Raw genomic sequence first — 23,025 nt, 5'->3', positions numbered from 1 at the left:
ATATATAGGGGGTTAGAGTGTGCAAAAAGAAGAATTTATGGATGAATTACTCGCTTTTATGAAAGAAGAAGCATATAAACCGTTAACTGTTCAAGAGCTGGAAGTCATGATGGAGATTACCAATCCTGATGATTATAAAGAGCTCGTCAAAGCACTTGTGACGCTGGAGGATCAAGGACTCATCGTTCGCACGCGCAGCGACCGTTACGGTGTACCAGAAAAAATGAATTTGGTAAAAGGAAAGCTGTCTGCCCATGCAAAAGGATTTGCATTTGTAACGCCTGAAGAGTTTGGACAGGATGATATTTTCATTCCGCCAAATGAGTTAGGCACAGCGATGAATGGCGATACCGTCATGGTTCGTGTCAGCCACAAATCAAACGGCACGAAAAAAGAAGGAACTGTCATCCGCATTCTGGAGCGTAATACTCAGACGGTTGTCGGTACCTATACAGAAACGAAAAGCTTTGGCTTTGTCATTCCTGATGATAAAAAAATCACAAACGATATCTTCATTCCGAAATCCGCTAAAAACGGTGCGGTCGAAGGTCATAAAGTCGTTGTGACGCTGACAAGCTACCCTGAAGGAAGAATGAGTGCAGAGGGTGAAGTGACTGAAATCCTCGGTCATAAAAATGACCCTGGCATTGATATTTTGTCGATCATTCATAAACACGGTCTGCCAGGTGAGTTCCCAGAAGAAGCACTTCAGCAGGCAGTAGACACACCGGAAACAATTGATGAAAAAGACCTTGAAGGCAGACGCGACTTGCGCAATGAAACGATTGTGACGATTGACGGTGCAGATGCAAAGGACTTAGATGATGCCGTAACCGTGCAAAAGCTGGATGATGGCAAATATAAGCTTGGCGTGCACATTGCAGACGTTTCTCATTATGTCACAGAGAATTCTCCGATTGATCAGGAAGCTTATGAACGTGGAACGAGTGTCTATCTCGTCGACCGCGTCATTCCGATGATTCCGCATCGTTTGTCAAACGGTATTTGTTCATTAAATCCAAAGGTCGATCGTCTCACCCTGTCTTGTGAAATGGTTATTGATCGTAACGGGAAAGTCGTCAAACATGAGATTTTCCAAAGTGTGATCAAAACGACAGAGAGAATGACCTATTCCGATGTGAATAAGATTTTAGTCGACCAAGATGAAGAGCTTCTAAATAAATATGAGCCGCTAGTGCCGATGTTCCAAGAGATGGAGAAGCTTGCAGAGATTCTTCGTGACAAACGAATGGAGCGCGGAGCTGTAGACTTTGACTTCAAGGAAGCAAAAGTACTTGTAGATGATGAAGGCGCTGCGAAAGATGTTGTCATTCGTGAGCGTTCCGTTGCAGAGAAATTAATTGAAGAATTCATGCTTGTTGCAAACGAAACGGTTGCAGAGCATTTCCATTGGATGAATGTTCCGTTCATTTACCGAATTCACGAAGAACCAAATCCTGAGAAACTTCAGCGCTTTTTAGAGTTCGTGACGACGTTTGGTTACATTGTGAAAGGGACGTCAACGAACATTCACCCGCGCGCACTTCAAAGTGTCCTCGATGCTGTCAGGGATCAACCAGAAGAAGTCGTCATTCAAACTGTGATGCTTCGCTCTATGAAACAGGCGAAGTATGATCCAGAAAGCATTGGCCATTTTGGATTATCAACGGAATTCTATACACACTTCACATCACCGATCCGCCGTTACCCGGATTTAATCGTGCATAGACTGATTAGAACCTATTTGATTCAGAAAAAGACAGATGAAGCGACCTTAGAAAAGTGGGGCCAGCTGCTGCCTGAAATCGCAGATCATGCATCTACAATGGAGCGCCGCTCAGTCGATGCAGAGCGTGAAACAGATGACCTGAAAAAGGCAGAGTTTATGCTAGATAAAATCGGTGAAGAGTTTGATGGTATGATTAGTTCCGTGACGAACTTCGGACTATTCGTTGAACTGCCGAATACGATAGAAGGTCTTGTCCATGTCAGCTATATGACTGACGACTACTATCGCTTTGATGAACAGCACTTTGCCATGATCGGTGAACGTACAGGGAATGTCTACCGTATCGGTGATGAAATCACTGTCAAAGTCGTGAATGTCAATAAAGATGAGCACTCAATTGATTTTGAAATCGTCGGTATGAAGGGCACTCGCCGTAAATCACCAAAAGATTTCAAGTTCAAAAAACGAACAGATCCACCAGCGAAAAAAGGCCGTGGAGGTCAAAAAGCCTCTGGGGAAAAAGGCAAAGAGGATAAAAGCGGAAGTGACTGGTTCACAAGCCGTAAAAAGAAGAAAAAGAAAAAACGCGTATTTGAAAACGCACCGAAACAAAAACGCAAAAAGAAAAAGTAACGTGCCAAAAAGCAAATAGGGCATCCCGCTCTATTTGCTTTTTGACCACATGGCGTCAGCATTGTCGAAAGCTGGATTGTTTGATAAAATAATCCGTACGATTTGGACCGTGTTTGTGTCAAAAGGAGGGTGTACGCCAATGCCAAAGGGAGAGGGAAAGGTTGTTTCCCAAAACAAAAAAGCAAATCATGATTACTTTATAGAAGAAACATACGAAGCCGGCCTAGTATTACAAGGAACTGAAATCAAATCGATTCGTGCTGGAAAAGTGAATTTAAAAGATTCCTTTGCCAAAATTGAGCGAGGAGAAGTGTTCCTTCATAACATGCATGTGAGCCCATACGAGCAGGGGAACCGTTATAACCATGATCCGCTGAGAACGAGAAAGCTGCTTCTTCATCGAAAGCAAATCAGCAAATTGATTGGTGCGACGAAGGAAGAAGGCTACTCACTTGTGCCTCTGAAACTCTATTTGAAAAATGGCTTTGCCAAAGTGCTGATCGGAATCGGAAAAGGGAAGAAGAAATACGATAAGCGTGAAGATCTGAAGAAAAAAGATGCAAAACGTGAAATCGAACGTGCCTTCCGCGATCGTCAAAAGCAATTCTAGCCTGATGCTGATGGCTTGCTGAGAGCGGAAGCATTATGCTACAATATGTTATGCAGTAAACAATCAGCGCTGTTTTGACAGAAACCACCAGTTGTTTCGAGCAGTGAGATTGTTATAATAGTTATATACGGAAGCAGTGAAGCTGAACTTCCATCCCGTATATCCCTTTTACAAGGGGACGTTACGGATTCGACAGGGATGGTTCGAGCTTAGGCTGCGAGCCGAGAGGCGATCTCGTTAACACGCACTTAAATGTAACTGGCAAAACTAAAAGTTTTAACCAAAACTTAGCACTAGCTGCCTAATAAGCGCAGCGAGCTCTTCCTGACATCGCCTATGTGTCTGTGAGGAGCCCAATGAAGTAGGCTACGCTTACGTTTCCGTCTGAGGACGTAAGAAGAGATCCATCAGACTAGCTCTCCAAGCGCCCGTCAGCAGGCATGCGGATGAGTGAACACAAAATATGTTGACTACGCTCGTAGACGCTTAAGTAATCGATGTCTCTGGACGTGGGTTCGACTCCCACCGTCTCCATCAAAACTTTTAGAATGCAGCCGTATCAAGAGTTTGAAAGCCCTTGATGCGGGTCTGGCAACATTTTGGCAACATTTTAAAAAACTTCTTCTTTCATAAAAGCTACAACTTCCTTTTGTGTGGAAGGATATATATGGCTATAATTGTTTAGTGTTTCTGAGAACTCCTCCATTTTTTTGGAGGGGTTTTTTGTGTTAATTCAGTTACTTCAAGTACACCTATCTATCATCCGTATTTTTGGAAAATCAAAAAACAAGTAGAGAAAGGAGGGATAGATCTATCTTGTGTAATGCTTCTTATTACTTATTTTTACATAAATGTTGGAAGGCGAAAAGGAAATTTGAGATAATAAATTGAAATTACCTTGGATATACATGAAAAGTAGATGTGTAGAATGTTTGATTTTTCTCTAATTTGGGAGGTGAACTATAATGAATGGTATAGATATATTAGAGAACGCTTCAAGACTTGGTCAATTAATTCTTTTCTTCTCTGGATACGCTCTTTATTGGAAACTAGTCAAAACAAAAAAAGAGCGCCCTCTCACAAAGTACGAAAATTTCCTTAAATTTTTTGTAATGTTGGGCATGGTCATTTATTTTCTCTCGTTTTTATGTTTAAACTTGTGGGCGTAATATGTCGATTTATGTATGATTGAGTCTAATGGGTTTAACTCTCTCTTAAAACCCTTTATTTTACATAAATGTATGATAAAGTAATTTTAAGTTAAAAAAAGGGGGAGTTAATATGAAAAGATTGGTTTTTTTAATGTTAGCATTAGTTCTGGCTGTGACTGCCTTTGTTCCAGCTGCTGCTGCAAAGACACAAAGCACAAAGGGATTAGAAGGTTTGACAGAAGAGCAAATTGAGAAGTCTTTAAAAGAAATTGAATACATCTTCACAAAGATTATCATTTCTGATAAAGAAAAAGGCTACACCATTAATGAAGAAGAACTTGCAAAATCACATTATACAGATGCAGAGAAAAATGGCATGATCGCTTTCGCAAAATTAATGAATCAAGAAGTGACCACGAAAAGTAACACGGTAACTCGCTGTGTCGAGGATGCAGTTGGTATCGCTAAAGGTACTTTAAAGCATCTGCAAAAAGCAATAGATAAGGGAGATTGGATGACAGTGGCAGTATACTTAGGCGGTATGGGCCTTGCAATTAAGCCAAGCGTGTTATTCGTATTCATGCTATTTTGTGGTGCGCCAGTAGCCAAAATTGCTCCTGCTCAATATGAATAAGAGTAATATGTAAAATTGTCCGTCCACCTGGGCGGCTTTTTTACATTACTTGAACTTTCACTCATGCTTCTCTTTATCCCATTCTATTTCATTTCTAGACATCAGGTTTTTAACAGCCTTACGGATCGCGAGTTCATCTTTACCCGTTTTCTTTTTAAGGTCATCCATCGAAGGGTTGTTGCGAAATCGGCTCATATTATAAATGCTTCGGTATAACTTCCTTTCAAGATCCGTCACGTCATACCCTCCTACAAAAAGAATGTACGTTCGATTATAAATGTTAATAAAAAACCCTTCAACTTGAGGGGTCATTTTAAAGAAGATACTTTATCAGTAATTTTCATTTGTTCTCCAGAACGTTCATACGAGAATTTAGCCACTGTTTCATCTTCATCTATATAAGGAACTTTCCAAAATACAGCTATTTGATTGACTGTATCATTATCTTTGCCAATGTTTGCAGCTAAGTCATCACTATACATTTCAACCATGTTATAAGCGGTTTTACTTGTGTTCAACGCGTCAAATGACAAGTAAACAAGAGCTATTAATTTATTATTCTCATTTGAACCCATATCTTCGTTAATTTCAATTTTTTCAATCGATGTGGTTTTATAGTTCTCTTCGATAATTGTTTTGATTTCTATTTTTGCATCATCTTTTACCATATCTAACTCATCTTCTTCACTGTTATCTTCAACTTCTTCTGAGGTATAATTTTCATTTTTCTCTTCCTCTGCATCTGTATCTTTAGGCAAAGTTTCCTCCTCAGATATAACTTCAGAATTGTTTATTTTTAAATTTATTTCAGCAGTAGCTTTTAGTTCTGAGTCACCGCTAATCTGTGAACCACTGAGGTTAGATCCATTATCTCCAAAAAGTTCTTGAACAACTTCAGTTTGTTCAAGAACCGGTAGTGTTTCGACATATATAATATATTTCCCATCATCAAATACTGTGTCACCTTCATTAAAGAATTTATACTCGAAAGATCCATCCTTTTGAACAGCTGTATTAACTATGGAGTTTTTATGGGAATTTTTTTGTTCAAGACGAATCCTTAGTTTCGTATCTTTAGGTAAGTTGCTTTTCCCGCTAAGGATAATAATTTTATTGTTTGTGATTTCTTTATCCAAAGTGATCTTTACGTTTAATTTTTTTTTAGTTTCAATGCTTTCTTCTTTTTTACTGGAGTTACTTGTGGATGTGTTTTCTGCTTTGCCACAAGCAGATAAGAATAAGGCACATAAAATCATAAAGAGAAAAGTTTTAAGGTAATTCAATATTAACCCTCCGTATCAAATAATTTCCATAACAGTTTATCATATTAACAGGGGATAATGTTAAAGTGAGGGTTTTGTGGCATCATTCTGGCATTAAAAGTTTAAAAACGCTCAACTAATAATAAACAAAACATTGAATAGTAAACGTATCTAATGAATATTACAAACATACGAACCCCATCTAATAGACTCCCACCGTCTCCATCAAAACTTTTAGATTCCAGTCGCATCAAGGGTTTTAAAGCCCTTGATGCGGGTCTGGCAACATGAAATATTTAGATTAAATAAAAGAAGACGCTATTGATAGCGTTTTTTTTATGCTTTTTTAATTTTTTAACAGAAAAGCCAAATGCGAATTTTTTTACTAATAATTTGAATGAATAGCTAAATATAACCATCTTTTAACCGATGAAATGTAGGGATGTTACACCATATATTAGTGGGTGAATTTATTAAACTTAAAGCCTGAAAATAACAGCAGGAATGCAGAAGGAGTTTATCTCAGTGAACAAAGTAAAGACTAAATCACTATTCGCCACGATGATTATGCTTGCCGTGCTGATGGTATTCGGTACAGCGTGCAGCAATCAAAAGGCAGAAAAAGAATACGCCGAGTGGTATGAGAATTTCAGAAGTGATATTGAAGACACAATGTTTGCGTTTGCTAAAAAGATGGTGGCAATTGATGCAGGTAATGATGAATGGCTTGGATCTGTCGAGAAGTCACTTTTTGATGTACAAAAAGTCATTGATGAGGGTAATGAAAAGAAAAACGTTCCTGGTGCTTATAAAAAAGCACATGAGTATTTGCTAAAAGCAAACAAAGGATATCAATATGCCGTAGAAGAAACACCGAAAGCACTTGAAAATCTTGATCTTGAATCACTGGATAACATTTCGAAAAGACTCGACAAAGCATACGATCAAACAGCCAAAGCCGATGACGAAGTAGAAAAAGTCTCAAAGGATAAGGAGTAATTCACACATGAAGACAAACAAAAGGACAATGCTTTCAATATTTCTTCTAGTATTTACATTGATGCTGAGCACAGCATGCGGTAAAAATGAAGCAGCAAACGGTTCATCGTCAAATAAAACGCCGGTAAAACAAGAAAAAATTGAAAAGATGACCGATAAAGAATATGCTGCATGGTATAAGGGGTATTTAAAACGTTTTGAAGATAGAATTATGCCTTTCTTTTTTTCATTAGTTCCAATGGATGATGTTTATGATAAAGAATGGGCTAGTGAACTTGAGAAGAAAATTGATAGTCTGCGAGAATTACTTAACGAAGCCAAAGAAAATGAAAACAAAGTTCCAGATACGTATAAAAAGGTAAATAGTTACTTAGTGAAAACAGATGACAACTTAGAGCCGATTTTCAAAGATATTTTAAAGGTTGCCAAGCAAGATAAGGTAGACGGTGATGATTTGAATTTCATAGATTCTAGGATGAAGAAAGCATTAGAAGAGATGGTTCTTGCAAAAGCAGAGGTTAGTAAAATTGAAGATGAGAAAGCTAAAAATACAACAAAAGATAATTCAAAACCTTGATTTAGAAAAATAATGCTGGAACCTTTTAAAGGATCATAAACCGAACTTGGTTCACAGCAGAAAAAGAGATGTCAGATCTGGCATCTCTTTTCTTATGTACGGTTTCTCAAAGAAGACACCAACCGAACAAACAAAGGAAAAACGACAACCACCGCAAGCATCATCAAAAATCCATCCGGCATAAGTTCCACAAACGTTGTCTGAATCACATAAACCGCAATCAGCAGTAAATAACTGATCAAAAATAACAATCCAGAACTTCTCTTTTTAAACGGTTTTTCTAAAAGAATCAGCATAAACAGCCCCGTCATAATTATCCAAAAAGTCATATTCCTTTCGAGTCTCCTCTCCATTCATCCCCACATTGTACAGATATTTCTCCGAACGCAACATACTTCTCCCTCAAATTAAGCAAAAAGTAGTGAAAATATAAGAATCACAAACCGATGGCGACTGAATTTTGCAAAAAACCTCCAACCAATTCAAAATCACATCTTCCCATTTGAGACGTCCTCATATATAGTAAGATTAGACTAGTTCTAAATAACTGAAATTGGGGCGTTTACATGGATTCGATTGTTTTACATTTTATTGTGATCATGAGTGTTTCTGGCATTCTGTCCGTGATATTATCAATCATTGCTCATGCAAACCGCCATCGATATATTGGCTGTCAATTGTTTATGTACATGTCTGGAGCAACTGCGATTTATATCTTTGGGCATACGTTTGAATTATTGGCTCGTACTCCTGGAGAAATCATGTTCTGGGTTTGTTTTCAATACATAGGTCTTCCGTTTATCGCACCGCTCAGTCTGCTGATTGTGCTGCAATTTACGGGGTTCCATCAATATTTAACAAAGCGCCGCGTGCTTCTCATCTTATTGATTCCAACTCTCACAACCATTATGGTGTTCACCAACTCTTTACATTCACTCTTTTATCGAAGCATCACGATGAATCCAGTAGATGGGTTTTTATTGGCTGATTTTACGATTGGCTATTGGTATATCATTCATGGCGTTTATACGTTTGGCTGTTCGATGCTTGCTATCTTTATGCTGCTTTGGTTTTTACGTGTCACAAAAAAAGAATATTTAAAGCAGATTCTCATACTGTTAGTGGGAATGTCATTACCAATTTTGACTTCTTTTATTTATTTATTAGGCGTTACACCCCTACATATTGATCCGGTTCCTGTGGTGATGTTTATCACCAACGCACTCTATTTATGGGCAATTATGTCATTCCAGCTCTTTAAGCTGTCTCCCATTGCAATGGAGCGTGTGTTTGAGCATATGTCTGAAGGGGTTCTGATTTTAGATCGATATCGGACACTCATTGATTACAATCCCGCTGCTGCATCGATCATACCAGCACTTGCGAATAAAAAGGGAATTGGCTATAAAATCGACGATATTTTCTCAGCAATCATCAAAGATTCAGCGTTCATTCAATGGCTGCGCTCTCCGCAGGATCATTCGCAATATGATTTAATGTGGAAAAAGGAAAAAGACCAGTCCTGCTATTATCATTTGACCGCTTCGTCTCTATTTAATAGAAGAGGAGAGATCGAAGGCAGGCAAATCGTGATCAGTGATGTAACAGAGCAGCGTTTGCTGCAGGAAGAGCTGGAGCGTCGTGCGTATATCGATGGTTTGACGAATATTTTCAATCGTTCTTCTTTCATCGAACGAACGCAGATGATCTTGGAAGAGGATGCACAGGATACGGCTGTTATGCTGTTTGATATTGATTTTTTTAAACAAATCAATGACACACACGGACATCATATCGGGGATGAAGCGCTGCGTCATGTTGTCTCTATTTGTCAGGAGCATTTACAAATGGATGATTTATTTGGACGCTATGGGGGAGAAGAGTTTGCCATTTGTCTGCCTCATCAGTCATTTAAAGAGGCATGTCATATCGCGGAAAAAATAAGACATTCGTTTGAAGCAAGTTTCTTTACGAATGATGAGGAAAAAGTGCGAGTGACAGCGAGCTTTGGAATTGCTCACACAGCCAATGATCCTTGTGTATTAGAGACACTTCTATTTGAAGCGGATCAGGCCTTGTATATGTCAAAACGCCAAGGACGGAACCGGATTTATGCATCCACTGGTAAGGGCCATGTGCTGTATCAAGAGCAGGATCTTCCGAATTGACTGTTGTCCTGACATTCGATATGATAAACATAACATTTGAACGGTTTCCTAAAGGGGAGTAGCTTTTACGGTTTGGTCGTCACTACAGAAACATTCGTTGTTTCTCGGCCATTCCGGCATGAACAATGTTAGCCAGACCTTTGCCTATCACACATGGGGCAAAGGTCTGGCTATTTTTAAGGTCTTTTTGCATCTGTGTGACAGGGAAGCAGAACAAATGATGCTTTTAATCCTACAGATGAAAGGATGATCGATCTTGAAAAAATATGTGATGGCTTGCCTATTTTCCGGAACGCTTGTATTAAGCGGGTGCTCCGGCTTGCTTGATCAGGTCAACGATACAACGACATATGTCACTGAGGCAAATGACTATGTGACAGACATTCAGCAATTTACAGAGGATTTTCCAAAACTCGCTGAAGAAGCTGTGCAAAATGCCGCCAAAAAAGCAGAATTAACGCAGCAGCTTGAATCATTGAAGAAAGACATTCAAGATTTTAATGACGTCACAGCGCCAAAAATGGCAGAAGACCTGCATGCGCAAATCATTGAAAAAAATAAAGTACTGTCAGAGGAAATCCAAACGTATTTACAGCAATTGAAAGCAGGCGATATCGATGCTGCCGCCATACTGGAGGATCAGCAGGGATTGATGAAACAGCTTCAGCAATCCGTCAATCTTTTGCAGGATATCGAACAATTAACAAATTAGGACAAACACAGCTTTATATGCGGTGCTCAGCATATCTTTGCCTTTTCCGGTGGAGATATGCTTTAATTTAGGTACAGACAAGTCATAATGGAAAAAAGGTGATCACATGACAGAACATGAAGAAAGACATATGGCTTCGCCTAGAGCCGAAAAGGAAAAGGACCAATTGATCAATCGCTTGAAACGAGTGGAAGGACAAGTGCGCGGGATTCAGCAAATGATTGAAAACGATCGTTACTGTATAGATGTTGTGAATCAAATTTCCGCAGTCAATGCGGCTTTGAAAAAAGTCAGTCTTCATTTGATGGAAAAGCATACACACCATTGTGTTGCAGATGCTATCAAGAGCGGCAATGGGGATGAAGCCATTGAAGAGTTAATGACGGTCTTTACGAAACTGACAAAATCGTAGCATTTATGTTTACATTAATACCCTACTAGGGTATAGTAAATTGTAGAAAATGATTGATGGAGGCGATGAGAAGTGGAACAAGCAACACTTCAAGTGCAGGGCATGTCTTGCGGACATTGCGTGAAAGCAGTCGAAGGAAATGTAGGAGAATTAGCAGGTGTTGAATCTGTGAAAGTCCATTTAGACAAAGGACAGGTGGAGGTTTCATTTCACCCGGATCAAGTCACGTTACACCGTATCTCCGATGTGATTGAGGAACAGGGATATGATGTTGTATAAATAAGTAGACGTGCTGCATGACAGCACGTATTTTTTTCAAAATATAATACCCCCATGGAGTATGTGGAGAGGTGAGATCAATGAAAAAGGAAATTGATTTTCAAATTACGGGGATGACCTGTGCTGCCTGTGCAGGCCGCATCGAAAAGGGATTGAATAGGCTGGAAGGTGTGGAGGATGCCAGTGTGAATTTGGCGCTTGAAACTTCTCATATCATTTATGAAACTGAGCAGTTAACACCAGATGATTTGAAGCGAAAAGTTCAATCTCTTGGCTATGATGTGGTGATGGAGCAAGCAGAATTTGATATAGAGGGAATGACCTGTGCAGCTTGTGCAAACCGAATCGAGAAAAAAATTAACCGAATCGACGGTGTCGATCACGGGTCTGTAAACTTTGCCCTTGAGACACTTCAGGTCACATATCATCCGGGCCAAACGTCTGCAAATGACATAAAAGATGCGGTGCAGTCTATTGGGTATTCTTTAATAGAACCAGATGCAGATCAAGCGGAGGAAGGAAAAAAAGATCACCGGCAAGCTGCAATAGAAAAGCAAACGGCACGCTTTTTATTCTCGATGATTTTATCACTGCCGCTTCTTTGGGCAATGGTCAGCCATTTTTCTTTTACGTCCTTTATTTGGCTGCCAGAAGCGTTTATGAATCCATGGGTACAGCTGGCGTTAGCAGCGCCGGTGCAGTTCATTGTCGGCTGGCCCTTTTATGTAGGTGCGTATAAGGCTTTAAGAAATAAAAGTGCCAATATGGATGTTCTTGTCGCACTTGGGACATCTGCCGCGTTTTTCTATAGTTTATATGAAAGCATTCAGTCAGCGATTAGAGGTACACATGAGGCAGCCCTCTATTATGAAACAAGTGCTGTCCTCATTACGTTGATCGTGCTCGGAAAATTAATGGAAGCAAGAGCAAAAGGAAGATCATCAGAAGCGATTCAAAAGCTGATGGGCTTACAGGCGAAAGAAGCGGTTATCGAGCGAGATGGCAAACAGATGACTGTGCCTATTTCTGACGTGAAAGTGAATGATCTTGTGTTTGTCAAACCCGGGGAAAAAGTGCCGGTAGATGGAGAAATCATAGAGGGGACAACCGCAATAGATGAGTCCATGATTACAGGAGAAAGTCTGCCTGTTGATAAAACAGCAGGAGATATGGTCATTGGGGCAACGATCAATAAAAATGGATTCATCAAAATAAAAGCGACTAAAGTCGGGAAAGAGACCGCTCTTTCACAGATTATCCGAGTCGTAGAACAAGCGCAGGGCTCAAAGGCACCGATTCAAAGAATGGCAGATCAAATATCAGGGATATTTGTTCCTATTGTTGTAGGAATTGCTGTGCTCACATTCCTCATATGGTTTTTCTTTGTTGACCCAGAAAATGTGACGTCAGCACTTGAAACCTTTATAGCCGTCATTGTCATCGCATGTCCGTGTGCGCTCGGCCTTGCGACACCAACCTCTATTATGGCAGGCAGCGGCCGTGCGGCTGAATCAGGCATTCTGTTTAAAGGCGGAGAGCATTTAGAAGTGACTCAATCACTCGACACGATCGTGTTAGATAAAACAGGGACTGTGACAAAAGGAGAGCCTAGTCTGACAGATGTACTGGCATATGCCAACTGGACAGAAGATACGCTGCTGCAGCTAGCAGGCTCGGCAGAACAGCAGTCGGAACACCCGCTTGCCCGGGCGATCACAGACGGTATGAAGGAACGAGGTCTTGAAGCGGTCGTGGTTGAAGCGTTCCAAGCAGATCCAGGTCATGGAATTGAAGCAAAGGCAGCAGGACACAAGCTTTTGATTGGAACGCGTAAGCTATTACAGAAACATCATATCCGATATGAGCAAATTGAAGCATCTGTCACAATGCTGGAGGAGCAAGGGAAAACGGCTATGCTTGTTGCGATTGACGGTGAAGTCGCCGGCATTGTCGCGGTTGCAGATACAATCAAATCATCCTCTCCACAAGCCATCGCTCGTCTAAAAGAGCAGGGGATTCACGTTGTGATGATGACAGGTGATAATAAACTAACAGCAGAGGCGATTGCGAAACAGGCGGGCATTGATCATGTCATTGCTGAAGTGCTGCCTGAAGAAAAAGCGGCTCATATTGCAGCGCTTCAGAAACAAGGAAAAAAAGTCGCCATGGTCGGAGACGGTATCAATGATGCCCCAGCTCTTGCAACAGCGAATATTGGGATGGCTGTGGGAACAGGGACAGACGTTGCCATGGAAGCAGCAGATATTACGCTCATGACAGGAGATCTCCATGCCATTGCAGATGCGCTGGAATTTAGTAAAAAAACAATGAGAAACATTAAACAAAACCTATTTTGGGCGCTTGCCTATAACTGTATCGGGATACCGATCGCTGCATTTGGTTTTCTTGCGCCATGGCTTGCAGGAGCAGCAATGGCCTTTAGTTCCGTGTCCGTTGTGCTGAATGCGCTCAGATTGCAGCGATTGAAGCCAATTAGAGAGGGAGTGGCAGAATGAAGCTGAATGTCAAATGGATTTGGACCGTTAGTGCATTGTTCTACGTTGCTCTTGTGCTGATTGGATATACGATTTATGATGAATTTTTTCCAAATCAACATACACCAAGTGAACAGATGCAAAATCATTAAGACTTCGCCAAAAGCGAAGTCTTTTTTTTACAATATTGTGGAAAAACCCACCTTTTTAAAGATTTTTCATAAAAAATTCACTTCTTTTTGTTCCTTTTTGTCGTTTTTTGTAGGTTCGTCGTTAAGATGCGATTAAGCAACAAAGAAAGCGTTATCAAAAAAAGGGGGTTCACGTATGAAAAAGTTAGGGTTAGCTTCTCAAATACTCATTGCACTTGTTCTGGGTGTTGTCGTGGGAGCGCTGTTTTATCAAAATGAAACCGTTATTAATGTGTTAACGCCGATTGGCGATATATTCATCCATTTAATTAAAATGATCGTTCTTCCAATTGTTATTGCTGCATTGATTGTAGCAGTTGCAGGTGTTGGAGATATGAAAACGATCGGAAGACTCGGCGGAAAAACCATTCTTTATTTCGAGATTGTGACAACGATTGCATTAGCAGTTGGACTGCTTGCAGCAAACTTGTTCCATCCTGGTACAGGAATTGATATGAGCAACATGGAGAAAGGTGATATCTCTAAATATGAAGAGACATCTAAGGCTTCTTCTGAAAAAGCGACTTTCTCTGAAACGTTGGTGCATCTTGTACCGACAAACGTTTTCCAATCCATTGCAGAAGGTGATCTATTACCAACCATCTTCTTTACAGTCTTATTCGGATTAGGAATTGCCGCAGTTGGAGACAAAGGAAAACCAGTATTAGGATTCTTTGAAGGTATACTCGAAGCCATGTTCTGGGTGACCAATAAAGTGATGAAGTTTGCACCATTTGGTGTATTCGCGCTCATCAGTGTGACGGTGATCAAATTCGGGGTCGGAGCGCTTCTCCCGCTAGGCAAACTGGTACTTGTCGTTTACGGTACAATGGCATTCTTCGTCATTGTTGTACTTGGCATTATTGCGAAAATGGCTGGAACAAGCGTCTTTACACTATTTAAAGTATTAAAAGAAGAAATCATTCTTGCATTCTCAACAGCAAGTTCAGAAGCTGTACTGCCTAGATTAATGGACAAAATGGAGAAGTTCGGCTGCCCGAAAGCGATCACGTCGTTCGTTATTCCAACAGGCTACACCTTTAACTTAGATGGAAGTGCCATCTATCAATCCATTGCTGCGATATTTGTTGCACAAATGTACGGCATGCCGCTTTCCATCTATGAGCAAATTACGTTACTATTAATTTTAATGCTGACATCTAAAGGAATGGCTGGTGTACCAGGTGCATCGATCGTTGTTGTCATCACAACTCTTGGTGCTATGGGACTGCCGCTTGAAGGACTTGCCTTCATCGTTGGGATCGACCGACTTCTTGACATGGTTCGTACAACAGTGAACGTATTTGGTAACTCACTTGCAGCCATTGTCATGTCTAAGTGGGAAAAAGTATTTGATCAAGAGAAATCGAAGAAGTATATTGAGGAATTAAAACAACAAACAAAAGCAGCGTAAAAAAGGAGATCTTTTCAAATGACGAAGCTACAGGACAAGCAAGTTCGAATCGAACGTGACTTTCTAGGTGAAAAGGAAGTAGACACTCAAGCATATTATGGAATTCAAACATTACGTGCAGTGGAGAACTTTCCAATTACAGGCTACCGTATTCATGAGGAACTCATCAAAGCATTAGGGATTGTCAAAAAGGCAGCCGCACTTGCAAATATGGATACACAGCGACTATATTCTGGTCTTGGAGAAAAAATTGTTCAAGCCGCAGATGAGGTCATCGAAGGAAAATGGAACAATCAATTTATTGTCGATCCAATTCAAGGCGGGGCTGGCACTTCAATGAATATGAATGCCAATGAAGTCATTGCAAACAGAGCGCTTGAACTACTAGGAAAGGAAAAAGGCGCTTATACTGAGCTAAGTCCAAACACGCATGTGAACATGTCGCAGTCAACAAACGACGTTTTCCCAACAGCGATTCATATTTCAACATTGAATATGATTGAAAAACTACTTTATACGATGGAAAACATGCATCAAGTCATGACCGAAAAAGCGCAGGAATTCGATCATGTTATCAAAATGGGACGCACGCATCTTCAGGACGCTGTTCCAATCAGACTTGGACAAGAGTTTAGTGCGTATGCAAAAGTTCTTGCTCGTGATATTAAACGTATCAAGCAGTCTAGACAGCATTTATATGAAGTCAATATGGGTGCAACAGCAGTCGGAACTGGATTGAATGCAGATCCTAAATATATTCGCCAAGTGGTTGGCTACCTATCTGACATTAGCGGATTACCGTTAGTTGGTGCTGAAGACTTAGTAGATGCCACGCAAAATACGGATGCCTATACAGAAGTATCGGCTGCACTTAAAGTATGTATGATGAACATGTCCAAAATGGCGAACGATATTCGTCTGATGGCTTCAGGTCCAAGAGCAGGCTTTGGTGAGCTGCACCTGCCGCCGAGACAGCCAGGTTCATCCATCATGCCAGGGAAAGTCAACCCAGTTATGCCTGAGGTCATGAACCAAGTGGCATTCCAAGTCATTGGGAACGATCACACAATCTGTCTTGCATCAGAGGCTGGCCAGCTTGAACTGAATGTCATGGAACCAGTGTTAGTGTTCAACCTGCTTCAATCTCTCAGCATGATGAAAAATGTATTCGAGTCCTTCGTGGACAACTGCTTGCGTGACTTAAAAGCAGATGAATCTAGATTAAAAGAATATGTAGAAAAGAGTGCCGGTGTCATGACGGCGGTGAACCCGCACATTGGTTATGAAGCGGCTGCACGAATTGCAAGAGAAGCCATCCTTACAGGCGCATCTGTACGTGAGCTTTGTCTGCAAAATGATGTGTTAACAGAGGAAGAGCTTGATGTCATCTTAAATCCTTTTGAAATGACAAAACCAGGTATTGCTGGCGCATCACTTTTAGAAAAGGATCGTTTAGAAGATTAAGCGGCATCATGAAAAGCGCACACCGGCAAAGTTCCGGTGTGCGCTTTTTCATGGAGGTTTGTTTTTCTTTAGCTCACATAGTATACTATCGTCAATTATTAGGGATGTGACTGCGTTTGAATCTACTGAAAAAATGGCTGAATACAGAGCCTTATTTAATTGTGCTGCTCATTGTACTGACGCCGATTGGCGGAGAGTTTAAATTTTATCCGTTTGAGGACAGCTTTCGGGTCAGCTTTGGAACCGTTGTCTTTTTCTTTATCCTGCTTCAAATGAAAAGATTTCCGGCATGGGCAAGCGGCATTATCGCTGGGATATCTGTTTTTGTGTTTCGCGTGCTGCTTGATACAGCTGTGACAGGGCATCTTCCGCTTGAAGAGGCAGTTTCATTAAGATTTCCTTCCCTGCTTTATTATGTTGTCTATGGCACACTCTTTTATTTATTGAAGGTCAGACGTTTCCGCGATCAGCCATGGCTGATTGGAGCAACAGGCATCGTCATGGAGCTGTGCGCAAGCGTTGTTGAAATCATCGCACTTCGAGGCACGATGGATGAAATTTTAACGGTGAGGACGCTGTTCCAATTATTTGTTTTGGCGATATTCAGAAGCTTTTTCGTGTTGGCTTGTTATACAATGATTCGCTTATATGAAGAGCAGGCGAGAGAGCGTCAGATGAAAAAGGAAAAGGAACATCTGCTGATGCTTCTGTCTAACCTTTACACAGAATCTACATATTTTCATAAAACACTCGCACATGCTGAGCATATTACGGCTACATCCTATCAATTGTATCAATCCCTTCACCACGCAAAGGATGCGGAATCATTGGATTTGAAAAAGCTCGGTAAAACTGCCTTGCAGATTGCAGGAGAGGTGCATGAAATCAAAAAGGATAACCAGCGGATTTTTTCTGCCTTATCAAAGCTGATTCATGAGGAAAACTTCCAGGCTTATGAGAGTCCTTCTCATATCGCTGGGCTTGTCATTCGCATTCATGAAAATTATGCAGAATCTCTTAAAAAAAACATCGTCTTTCATTATGATGAAGATGGAAAGCATCCCGCCTATCACGTGTATACCATTCTATCTTTGTTAAATAACATCGTATCCAACGCTGTTGAAGCCATTCCTGTAGAAGGAGAGGTGTCACTTTCTATTTCACAGAAAGAAAACCACGTGATTTTTCAAATCAGCGACAACGGGCCTGGCATAAAAGAACGTAATCATCATGTGATTTTCAAACCGGGCTTCACTTTAAAATACGATCAGGCTGGGAATCCATCAAGCGGTATCGGGCTTGCCTATGTAAAGGATACAGCGGAGAAGCTTGGCGGAAGTGTTGAGATGAAGAGTATCCCAAATGAACAAACGATTTTCACATTAACGATACCAGTAGATCAAGTCAGTAGAAAAGAGGGGATTGGGAGATGAGATTTTTTATTGTTGATGATGATGAAGCCGTTCGTTCTTCACTGGCTCAGCTCATTGAAGATGAAGAGCTTGGCATTGTGGCCGGGGAAGCAGAGGATGGCGCAGAGTTAACAGCCAGCTACTTAAATGATTTGCACATTGATATCTTATGTATTGATCTATTGATGCCGGAAAGGGACGGGCTTGAAACGATTCGAGCGATCAAGGATGAGTTTCATGGGAAATACTTAATGCTGTCACAGGTTGAAACAAAGGAATTAATCGGACAGGCGTATACGCTTGGCGTCGAATATTATGTGACAAAGCCGATCAATCGTGTAGAGGTCTTAAGTGTTCTCCATCTCATGATTGAACGTCTTCATTTAGAGCATTCAATTGAAAATATTCAGCACTCACTTAAATCGGTCATGCAATTTCAGCAGCGCGGTCAGACGAAAACGAAGCAGCGGGGGAAAAGTCTTGCAGAGGCGGGGCAGTTTTTGCTGGCGGAGCTTGGTATTGTTGGTGAGAAGGGGTCTAAAGATTTATTAGATATGATTCTGTTTACAGACCAGTATTTAGCGCTGCATGCTGATCAGCATGATTCCTTTCCTTCTTTAAAGATCATTTTCACTGGGATTACGGAGGATAAGTTAAGTGAGCCCTACACATCGGCAGACATCGCAAGAGAAGCAAAGGCAGCCGAACAGCGGGTAAGACGTGCGATCAACCAATCATTAAAGCACATCGCATCACTTGGGCTAACCGATTTTTCTCATCCAACGTTTGAAAATTACGCATCTAAATTTTTCGATTTCACCATCGTACGAAAGAAAATGAGTGAATTGACGAAAGAGATGAGCGGAAGAGAAGAACACACCCGTATCAATGTGAAGAAATTTGTGCAGGTGCTTTACTACGAAGCGAAACGTATTTTTATGGAAGATTAAAAAAAGACATGCTCTCCAATTAAGGAGACATGTCTTTTTTTGTGATGGATTGCAGGTGCATCTGCAGTACGGAGCGTATGAGCTGAGGCGGTATACGTTCGGGCTGCACGATTCCATTCAATGCAAGCCCATTGATGACCGCATAAAGCCGCTCAGTTTCTAATAAAAGATCAATATCAGTTAACAGCAGCCCATCCTCTTTCAATTTCATTAAACAATATTTGACCGTTTGGAAAAGCTCGTCATACATCTTTGCATTGAGCGGCTGTAGATCTGGTTCAGTCAGCGCCTTGACTGTAAAAGCCTGCCACACCTCCATTTCAAATTTTCGTTCTTCATCAAGTGGAAGAAGCTGCTCCAATAAAGTGAGGACATTTTCCTCCGTTGAACCGTTTAATGAAAGCCCTGTAATCCGCTCCTTGACTCTTTCCTGAATTAAATTCATAGAGAAGAGAAATAACTCTTGCTGTGTGGAAAAATAATGACGCATAGAGCCGGCTGAAATTCCAGCTTCGACTGCTATTTTTCGTACAGAAGCGTTTTCCAATCCCTCTTGTTTAATCACTCTCATTGCAGCTTGAGCGACCTTTTGTTTTTGTTTATGGTGATCGACGATTTTTGGCATACATTGATTTTAGCATAGCTGTTGTTTTTTTAACACAGATGTGTTATTTTTTATTTAATACAATCGTATTAAAAAGGATGTGGAGAAATTGGTCGGGTTATTGATTGTGGCATGTGAAATTGGTTTTTGGCTGTTTATTCTAATGGGTTTAACGCTTCGTTATGTGTTTAAACAGAAAAAGTGGGGTGCTTTTTTTCTTGTCTGTACGCCAGTTTTAGATCTCATCCTTCTTGCGGCTACTTATATAGATTTAAGGCAAGGGGCTGTGGCGAGTGTCATCCACGGGCTTGCGGCTGTTTATATTGGTGTGAGCCTTGCCTTCGGACATCAAATGGTGAAATGGGCAGATGCTAGGTTTGCCTATCGATTTGCAGGAGGCCCTAAGCCAAAGGGAAAACCAAAGTACGGGAAAGAGCGGTCTGTGTATGAAATGGTCGGCTGGGCGCGGCATTTCATTTCTTATGTTATTGGAGCAGGGCTGTTATATGGATTGACCTATCTCATCCAAGCACCAGAGCGGACGGAAGCGCTGATGCAGCTTGTCAATACATGGGGGATGATCTTAACGATTGATTTCATCATTAGCATCAGCTACGTCATTTGGCCGAAAAAACATCCAGAAAATATAACAGGCTGATAAAAAAGACAGGCGGATTCACTCCGCCTGTCTTTTCTTATGATGACAGCCCTTTGTAAATGGTGTCGATATTCCATTTCATCATCTTATAGTAGCTGTCTCCATCTTCCCCTTCTTTTCCAATAGAGTCAGTGAAGACTTTTCCTTTGATCGGAACCCCGGTTTCCTCAGAGAGGCTTTCAAGGCTGCGTTTATCAACACTTGTTTCAAGAAAGAGTGCAGGAACTTGATGATCTTTGACAAAATGAATAATGCGCTTCATTTGTCCTGGTGTTCCTTCACTTTCTGTGTTGATCTCCCAAATATAGCCGGCTTTCAATCCATACGCCTCTGCAAAATATTTGAATGCCCCTTCACTTGTGACAAGGAGTTTTTTATCTTTTGGCAGCTGATCAAACTTGTCTTTTGCTTCATCGTGAAGAGCTTGAAGCTTTTTGATATAGGCTTCTGCATTTTTTTCGTAATCCTCTTTATGTTCAGGGTCCGCTTGAATAAGCGCATCTCGGGCATTTTGGGCATAAAGGATCCCATTCTCAACATTCAGCCATGCGTGCGGATCTTGCTGGCTTTCAAGGCCTTTTGAGGACAAATGCTTCACTTTGACGCCTTTACTCAGCTCGGCTACAGGTGCATCATCCCCGTCCTTGCCGCTCGATTCAAGCAGCTTTTGAAACCAGCCGTTCCCTGTTTCAAGGTTCAAGCCATTATATAGAACAAGGTCTGCATCCGTCGTATACTGAACATCCTTTGGCAGTGGGTCAAATTCGTGCGGATCTGTACCAATGGGAACAATGCTGTGAATAGAGACATGCTGCCCGCCTACTTCCTTCACAATGTCATAAAGAATAGAGTAGGTCGTGACAACTTTTAATGTGCCGTCATCTTTACCGGAATTACTTTGCTTGGTCGAACAGCCTGCGATGATCATAAGGGCAATGAATACTGCGGTCAAACGGATAGCAAATACCTTCTTCATATATGTCCTCCTTTTACATAGACGCTTCCTTTTTTAAGTGCGTTCGTTTTCGTTTAGATTTTAATGATCTCCATAGAATGCCTTGCTTTGGTGAAAAGATAAAGGCGCTGCCGAATAAAATAGTCGCGACCAGCACGATGGAAGCGCCAGATGACAAGTTATACGTAAAACTAAGCCCAAGACCTACGACAGCAGAAACAGCACCGAAAAAAGCAGATAAATAAATCATGATCCAGAGCCGGTCCGTTAAGAGATAAGCGGTGGCTGCCGGCGTGATCAGCATGGCAACGACAAGAATAATCCCAACGGTTTGCAGTGATGCAACGGTCACAAGGGTCAATAAGGTCATGAGAAAATAATGAATCATACGATTCGGCAAACCGTAAACCGAAGAAATCACCGGATCAAATGAACTAATGAGCAGTTCCTTGTAGAAAACAATGACGGCTAGCAAAATAAAAATACCGATTCCCAGTGTAATCCACATATCAGATGATCGAACAGCTAGAACGTTTCCAAATAGAATATGATATAGATCACTTGAACTTTTCAAAAATGTGATCAAAATAATTCCGATTGAGAAAAAGGCTGTAAAGACAATGCCGATGGCAGAATCATTTTTTATGCGGCTGTTTTGACTCACATAACCGATCCCAATCGCTGTTAACACGCCAGTTAAAACGGCCCCGAAGAAAAAGTTAATTCCAAGCATATAAGAGATGGCGACCCCTGGCAGTACGGCATGAGAAATGGCGTCTCCCATCAGAGCCATGCCGCGTAAAATGATAAAGCAGCCGATAACGCCGCAAATGATGCCTACCATGACGGATGTAAATAGCGCTTTTTGTAAAAAAGCATATTCAAAGAGTCCGGTTAAAAATTCCATTAAACGTCTCCTCCTGCTGATTTTAAGAATGGCAGCTGTGTTTCATATGCTTCCAGCATGATCTCTGGGCGAAGGATGTCGTGTACAGGCCCTGCTTTGATGAGCTTTTTATTTAACAGAACAAGATGGCTGAAATAATCATCTGCCTTACTCAAATCATGATGGACAACCAAAATGGTTTTCCCTTCATCTCGTAATTCCTTCAAAATGCGAACCATTGTTTCTTCACTTGCCATATCAATCCCGACAAATGGTTCATCCAAACAGAAGAGCTGTGCGTTTTGAGCGAGTGCCCTTGCAAGGAAGACACGCTGCTGCTGTCCGCCGGATAACTCACCGATTTGTCTTTTGGCAAAGTCCTGCATCCCGACTTTTTCTAAACAGTGATACGCATATGCCCGGTCTTCTTTTTTTGGACGTTTGATTAGTCCGAGCTTCGGATATGTTCCAAGTAGTACGGTATCCAGTACATGAATCGGAAACGTCCAATCTAAATCATTTCTCTGCGGTACATAGGCGATCTGTTTTCTGACGTGTTTAAAGGGCTGTTCAAAAAAACGAATATCCCCTTGGTCTTTTTCAATGAGATCCAAACATGCCTTGAGTAACGTCGATTTACCAGCACCATTTGGACCGATGATTCCTGTCATTGTCCCTTCCTGTATGGAAAGAGAGACATTCTCTAATGCATCCTGTCCGTGATATGAGACATGAAGACGGTCGATTGTTAAAGCATTTGACATCTCTTGCGGCCCCTTTCAATCATCATTGCACTTCCTAAAGATATATGCATAAATTAAATAATTTTG

23 protein-coding genes and 1 other RNA gene are annotated in these 23,025 nt (G+C 41.1%); 17 read left to right on the top strand and 7 right to left on the bottom strand.

Annotated features, from left to right (window positions below; translation table 11 throughout):
- The first annotated feature begins 19 nt into the window (after positions 1 to 19).
- From rnr to NSQ76_RS16705, 4 genes are all read left to right on the top strand, one after another.
- Entirely contained in the window at positions 20 to 2,362 is a 2,343-nt protein-coding gene (gene rnr, locus NSQ76_RS16725) for a ribonuclease R (RefSeq protein WP_024426057.1), read from the top strand.
- Positions 2,363 to 2,501: 139 nt separating this feature from the next.
- Complete coding sequence (gene smpB, locus NSQ76_RS16720; RefSeq protein WP_012011279.1) at positions 2,502 to 2,972, top strand: SsrA-binding protein SmpB; 471 nt, start codon at positions 2,502 to 2,504, stop codon at positions 2,970 to 2,972.
- A 174-nt stretch (positions 2,973 to 3,146) separates the two neighbouring features.
- Positions 3,147 to 3,509: a transfer-messenger RNA gene (ssrA, locus tag NSQ76_RS16715) on the top strand.
- 744 nt (positions 3,510 to 4,253) lie between these two features.
- Positions 4,254 to 4,757, top strand: coding sequence for a hypothetical protein (locus tag NSQ76_RS16705; protein WP_034623887.1), 504 nt, complete (start codon positions 4,254 to 4,256; stop codon positions 4,755 to 4,757).
- Between the two features lie 57 nt (positions 4,758 to 4,814).
- Here NSQ76_RS16705 and NSQ76_RS16700 read toward each other — a convergent pair whose 3' ends face one another.
- Both NSQ76_RS16700 and NSQ76_RS16695 read right to left on the bottom strand, forming a co-directional pair.
- Complete coding sequence (locus NSQ76_RS16700) at positions 4,815 to 4,994, bottom strand: hypothetical protein (protein WP_034623886.1); 180 nt, start codon at positions 4,992 to 4,994, stop codon at positions 4,815 to 4,817.
- 71 nt (positions 4,995 to 5,065) lie between these two features.
- On the bottom strand, positions 5,066 to 6,040 hold the full coding sequence (locus tag NSQ76_RS16695) for a hypothetical protein (protein ID WP_341054962.1): 975 nt from the start codon (positions 6,038 to 6,040) through the stop codon (positions 5,066 to 5,068).
- 504 nt (positions 6,041 to 6,544) lie between these two features.
- Between NSQ76_RS16695 and NSQ76_RS16690 the strand changes: the two genes are divergently transcribed.
- Both NSQ76_RS16690 and NSQ76_RS16685 read left to right on the top strand, forming a co-directional pair.
- Positions 6,545 to 7,018 carry a hypothetical protein gene (locus tag NSQ76_RS16690; protein WP_034623884.1) on the top strand — a complete coding sequence of 158 codons (474 nt, stop codon included), beginning with the start codon at positions 6,545 to 6,547 and terminating at the stop codon, positions 7,016 to 7,018.
- A 7-nt stretch (positions 7,019 to 7,025) separates the two neighbouring features.
- A complete protein-coding gene (locus NSQ76_RS16685; protein ID WP_034623883.1) occupies positions 7,026 to 7,595 on the top strand; it encodes a hypothetical protein in 570 nt (189 codons plus the stop codon).
- Between the two features lie 92 nt (positions 7,596 to 7,687).
- On the opposite strand, the gene NSQ76_RS16680 is transcribed toward NSQ76_RS16685, so the two are convergent.
- Complete coding sequence (locus NSQ76_RS16680; protein WP_034623882.1) at positions 7,688 to 7,924, bottom strand: hypothetical protein; 237 nt, start codon at positions 7,922 to 7,924, stop codon at positions 7,688 to 7,690.
- Between the two features lie 237 nt (positions 7,925 to 8,161).
- Here NSQ76_RS16680 and NSQ76_RS16675 point away from each other — a divergent pair, with 237 nt between their 5' ends.
- The 10 genes from NSQ76_RS16675 to NSQ76_RS16630 all read left to right on the top strand — a co-directional run bounded on the left by NSQ76_RS16675 (position 8,162) and on the right by NSQ76_RS16630 (position 19,092).
- Complete coding sequence (locus tag NSQ76_RS16675; protein ID WP_034623881.1) at positions 8,162 to 9,763, top strand: histidine kinase N-terminal 7TM domain-containing diguanylate cyclase; 1,602 nt, start codon at positions 8,162 to 8,164, stop codon at positions 9,761 to 9,763.
- Positions 9,764 to 10,019: 256 nt separating this feature from the next.
- On the top strand, positions 10,020 to 10,475 hold the full coding sequence (locus tag NSQ76_RS16670; RefSeq protein WP_034623880.1) for a DUF6376 family protein: 456 nt from the start codon (positions 10,020 to 10,022) through the stop codon (positions 10,473 to 10,475).
- A gap of 106 nt (positions 10,476 to 10,581) precedes the next feature.
- Positions 10,582 to 10,887: a metal-sensing transcriptional repressor gene (locus tag NSQ76_RS16665; RefSeq protein ID WP_012011272.1), complete on the top strand. Its 306-nt coding sequence runs from the start codon at positions 10,582 to 10,584 to the stop codon at positions 10,885 to 10,887.
- Between the two features lie 72 nt (positions 10,888 to 10,959).
- Positions 10,960 to 11,166: a copper chaperone CopZ gene (copZ, locus tag NSQ76_RS16660; protein ID WP_024423475.1), complete on the top strand. Its 207-nt coding sequence runs from the start codon at positions 10,960 to 10,962 to the stop codon at positions 11,164 to 11,166.
- Between the two features lie 80 nt (positions 11,167 to 11,246).
- A complete protein-coding gene (locus NSQ76_RS16655; protein WP_341054954.1) occupies positions 11,247 to 13,682 on the top strand; it encodes a heavy metal translocating P-type ATPase in 2,436 nt (811 codons plus the stop codon).
- Complete coding sequence (locus NSQ76_RS16650; RefSeq protein ID WP_258011093.1) at positions 13,679 to 13,813, top strand: hypothetical protein; 135 nt, start codon at positions 13,679 to 13,681, stop codon at positions 13,811 to 13,813. The genes NSQ76_RS16655 and NSQ76_RS16650 overlap by 4 nt, the downstream gene beginning before the upstream one ends.
- A gap of 175 nt (positions 13,814 to 13,988) precedes the next feature.
- Positions 13,989 to 15,266 carry a cation:dicarboxylate symporter family transporter gene (locus tag NSQ76_RS16645; protein WP_024426051.1) on the top strand — a complete coding sequence of 426 codons (1,278 nt, stop codon included), beginning with the start codon at positions 13,989 to 13,991 and terminating at the stop codon, positions 15,264 to 15,266.
- Between the two features lie 18 nt (positions 15,267 to 15,284).
- A complete protein-coding gene (gene aspA / locus NSQ76_RS16640) occupies positions 15,285 to 16,730 on the top strand; it encodes an aspartate ammonia-lyase (RefSeq protein WP_024426050.1) in 1,446 nt (481 codons plus the stop codon).
- Between the two features lie 116 nt (positions 16,731 to 16,846).
- Positions 16,847 to 18,163, top strand: a complete 1,317-nt coding sequence (locus NSQ76_RS16635; protein WP_034623877.1) for an ATP-binding protein — start codon at positions 16,847 to 16,849, stop codon at positions 18,161 to 18,163.
- Complete coding sequence (locus tag NSQ76_RS16630) at positions 18,160 to 19,092, top strand: response regulator (RefSeq protein ID WP_024426048.1); 933 nt, start codon at positions 18,160 to 18,162, stop codon at positions 19,090 to 19,092. The genes NSQ76_RS16635 and NSQ76_RS16630 overlap by 4 nt, the downstream gene beginning before the upstream one ends.
- A 19-nt stretch (positions 19,093 to 19,111) precedes the next feature.
- Here the strand turns inward: NSQ76_RS16630 and NSQ76_RS16625 are convergent, their stop codons facing one another.
- A complete protein-coding gene (locus tag NSQ76_RS16625; protein WP_341054945.1) occupies positions 19,112 to 19,717 on the bottom strand; it encodes a TetR/AcrR family transcriptional regulator in 606 nt (201 codons plus the stop codon).
- Between the two features lie 88 nt (positions 19,718 to 19,805).
- Between NSQ76_RS16625 and NSQ76_RS16620 the strand changes: the two genes are divergently transcribed.
- A complete protein-coding gene (locus NSQ76_RS16620) occupies positions 19,806 to 20,354 on the top strand; it encodes a hypothetical protein (RefSeq protein ID WP_041108485.1) in 549 nt (182 codons plus the stop codon).
- Between the two features lie 37 nt (positions 20,355 to 20,391).
- On the opposite strand, the gene NSQ76_RS16615 is transcribed toward NSQ76_RS16620, so the two are convergent.
- The 3 genes from NSQ76_RS16615 to NSQ76_RS16605 are packed head-to-tail and all read right to left on the bottom strand — an operon-like array spanning position 20,392 to position 22,959.
- Complete coding sequence (locus tag NSQ76_RS16615; RefSeq protein WP_024423469.1) at positions 20,392 to 21,330, bottom strand: metal ABC transporter substrate-binding protein; 939 nt, start codon at positions 21,328 to 21,330, stop codon at positions 20,392 to 20,394.
- Between the two features lie 13 nt (positions 21,331 to 21,343).
- The gene (locus NSQ76_RS16610; RefSeq protein ID WP_024423468.1) at positions 21,344 to 22,216 is read right to left on the bottom strand and encodes a metal ABC transporter permease; all 873 of its coding nucleotides are present in this window, start codon (positions 22,214 to 22,216) and stop codon (positions 21,344 to 21,346) included.
- Positions 22,216 to 22,959, bottom strand: coding sequence for a metal ABC transporter ATP-binding protein (locus NSQ76_RS16605; protein ID WP_024426045.1), 744 nt, complete (start codon positions 22,957 to 22,959; stop codon positions 22,216 to 22,218). Before NSQ76_RS16605 ends, NSQ76_RS16610 begins: the two co-directional genes overlap by 1 nt.
- Positions 22,960 to 23,025 lie beyond the last annotated feature (66 nt).

It is taken from the genome of Bacillus sp. FSL M8-0256 (assembly GCF_038005765.1).
GTDB lineage: Bacteria > Bacillota > Bacilli > Bacillales > Bacillaceae > Bacillus > Bacillus safensis.
This window is presented reverse-complemented; position numbering and strand designations above follow the sequence as displayed.